The organism is Cereibacter changlensis JA139 (genome assembly GCF_003034985.1).
In the GTDB taxonomy this organism is placed as follows: Bacteria; Pseudomonadota; Alphaproteobacteria; order Rhodobacterales; family Rhodobacteraceae; genus Cereibacter; species Cereibacter changlensis.
On record NZ_PZKG01000243.1, the window covers coordinates 1 to 3,230 of the forward strand.

1 protein-coding gene is annotated in these 3,230 nt (G+C 72.4%); it reads left to right on the plus strand.

The features are described 5' to 3' along the window. Positions 1-3,230 (plus strand): aminotransferase class III-fold pyridoxal phosphate-dependent enzyme (locus C5F48_RS22595; RefSeq protein ID WP_146170717.1); only part of this gene is annotated, 3,230 nt, incomplete at both ends.

Consider the following 3,230-nt stretch of genomic DNA (forward strand, 5'->3'; position numbering starts at 1 on the left):
TGCACACCTCGCATGCCTTCCACTCGGCGATGATGGATCCGGTCTGCGACGCGCTGGCCGAGAGCATCCGGGCCCTGCCGTTGCAGGCGGGCGAGATTCCATGGGTTTCCTGCGTCACCGCTGCCTGGGTGACGCAGGATCAGGCGCGCGACCCGGCCTATTGGGCCGGGCAGGCGCGCGCCACGGTGAACTTCGACGCGGCCATCAGGGTGGCGGCGACCGAAGGACAGCCTCCCGTGCTGCTGGAGGTGGGTGCAGGCAGCACCCTTTCGGCCTTCGCAGCGCAGTGCCTGTCGCGCCTCGGTCATGGCGGTATCCTCCATTCATTGCCGGATCACACCAGATCGGTTTCGGACGGTTTCGCCATGGCCGACGCGCTCGCCAGACTCTGGGCCGCGGGCGTCCCGGTGGACTGGGCGCGCTCGGGCCCGCGCGGGTCGCGGCGCGTGCCGCTGCCAACCTACCCGTTCGAGCGTCGGCGGCACTGGATCGACCCGCCGCCCCGCGCAGCCGCCGCCGATCCCCTCCCCCTGCAAACCCTCCCCAGTGAAGTGAGTCCCGTGGTCATGACGAGCATCCTCCCCCCGCGTTCGCTGCGGCTCTCCGCCGACATCCTCGCCCTGCTGGCCGATCTGTCCGGCGAGGAGCTGGAGCCGGATCAGGCCGGCCTCAGTTTCCTCGAGCTCGGCTTCGACAGCCTGTTCCTCGGTCAGGTAACGCAGCGGCTGTCGCGGGATTACGCGGTGGAGCTGACCTTCCGCCAGCTGCTGTCCGATTTCCCCAGCCCGGCGGCGCTGGCCGCGCATCTCGACGCGGTGCTGCCGCCCGACGCCGTCGCCGCGCCGGCGCAGCCGGTCGCCGCACCCGTGGCTCTGGCCGCGCCGCAGCCGGTGGTCATGGCGGCCCCCATGCCGGTCGCCGGACCGCCGGCCGAGGGCCTGGCCGGGGTGCTGCAGGCGCAGATGCAGACGATGCAGGCGGTCTTCGCCGAGCAGCTGCGCGCCCTTGGGACGGCCCCTGCCGCCCTCGGCGCTGCCCCTGCCATCCCCACCACCACGCCGGTCGCCACGCCCCTCGCTCCGCTGCCCGCCCCCGCCGTGCAGACCGCCGCGCCCGAGCCGGAGGCGCCAGCCGGCCTGCGCTTCGGCCGCGGCCCGGATCTTTCCGGCGGCCAGTTCGACGCCCGGCAGCAAGCCTTCGTCGACGACCTCGCCCGGCGCTACAGCCAGCGGCACCAGGGCTCCAAGGCGCATACCGCCCGCTATCGCCCGGTCCATGCCGACCCGCGCACCGCCGCCGGCTTCCGCCAGGAGTGGAAGGAGCTGGTCTTCCCCATCGTCGCCGCCCGCGCCAAGGGGGCGCAGCTCTGGGACGTCGACGGCAACACGTTCATCGACCTGGTGAACGGCTTCGGCCAGACCGCCTTCGGCCATTCGCCCGACTTCGTACTGGAGGCGGTGCGCCGCCAGCTGGACCGCGGCTTCCCCATCGGGCCGCAGGCCGAGTTCGCCGGGCCGGTGGCCGAGAAATTCGCCCGCATGGTCGGGCACGAGCGGGTCACCTTCTGCAACACCGGCTCCGAGGCGGTGATGGCCGCGATGCGGCTGGCGCGGGCGGTGACGGGACGCGACCGGATCGTGGTCTTCGGCAACGATTACCACGGCCAGTTCGACGAGGTGCTGATCAAGGGCCGGTCGCGCGGCGGCGACCCGATCGCCCTGCCGATCGCGCCGGGCATCCCGCGCTCCGGCTTGGGCAACATGGTCGTGCTGGGCTATGGCAGCGACGAGAGCCTCGCCTGGCTGCGCGCCCATGGCGGCACGGTCGCCGCCGTCATCGTCGAGCCGGTGCAGAGCCGCCATCCCGAACTGCGGCCGGCGGACTTCGTGCGCGAGCTGCGCAGGATCACCGCCGAGCAGGGCGCGGCGCTGGTGATGGACGAGGTGGTGACCGGCTTCCGCACCCACAAGCGCGGGCTGCAGGGGCTCTGGGGCATCGACGCCGACATGGCGACCTATGGCAAGGTTCCGGGCGGCGGCATGCCGGTCGGCATCCTCGCCGGCAAGCCGCGCTTCATGGACGCGCTGGACGGCGGCGCCTGGCAATATGGCGACGACAGCAAGCCCGAGACCTCGCCCACCTTCTTCGCCGGAACCTTCGTGCGGCATCCGCTGGTGATCGCGGCGGTCGACGCGGTGCTCGACCATCTGGAAAAGCAGGGCGACGACCTCTGGACCGCGGCCGCCGAGCGCACCGCGAAGCTCGCCGGCAAGCTGAACGGCGTCTTGACCGCGCGCGGCCTGCCGGAGCTGGTCACCAGCTTCTCCAGCTGGTTCGCCCCGAACCTGTCGCAGCAGGAGGCCAAGGCCTCGCTCGCCTATCCGCTGATGCGGATGGAGGGGATCCACATCGTCGACGGCTATTGCGGCTTCCTGACCACCGAACATGGCGAGGCGGAATGCGCGCTGGTGCTGGACGCCTTCGAGCATGCGGTGGACGAGCTGCAGAGCGTCGGCATCCTCTCCGGCAGCGACGCCGCCGCGCTGCCGGCGCTGCGGGTGGTGCCGCCGACCCGCAACATCCCGCTGACCGAGGCGCAACGCGAGATCTGGATGACGAGCCAACTCGGCGACGCCGCCTCCTGCAGCTTCAACGAAGGGGCCTCGCTGCATCTGGACGGGCCGCTCGACGTGGCGGCGCTGGAGGCGGCGCTGTCCGACATCGTCGCCCGGCATGACAGCCTGCGGCTGGTCTTCGCGCGCTCGGGCGAGAGCTTCGACGTGGCCGACGCGGCGCCGGTCGTGCTCGAGGTGACCGACCTCACGCCGAGCCGGACGGCGGAGAGCGACATGGCCGAGATCCTGCAGGCCGAGGCCGAGACGCCGCTCGATCTGGTGGCGGGGCCGCCGATCCGCTTCCGGCTGCTGCGACTGGACGCCGACCGGCATGTGCTGGTGGCGACGGCGCATCACATCGTCTGCGACGGCTGGTCCTACAACGTGATCTTCGGCGATCTCGCCGCCTTCTACTGCGCCCGCCTCCGCGGCCGCGCCGCCGCCCTGCCGCCGGCCCCGTCCTTCGCCGCCCATGCGTTGGCACGGCCCGCCGACAGCTCGGCCGACGAGGCCTACTGGCGCGGCGAATACCCGGATGCGCCCGCCCTGCCGGACCTGCCCGGCGACCGGCCGCATCCGGCGGTCAAGAGCTTCAACGGCGGCTCCGTCACCGCG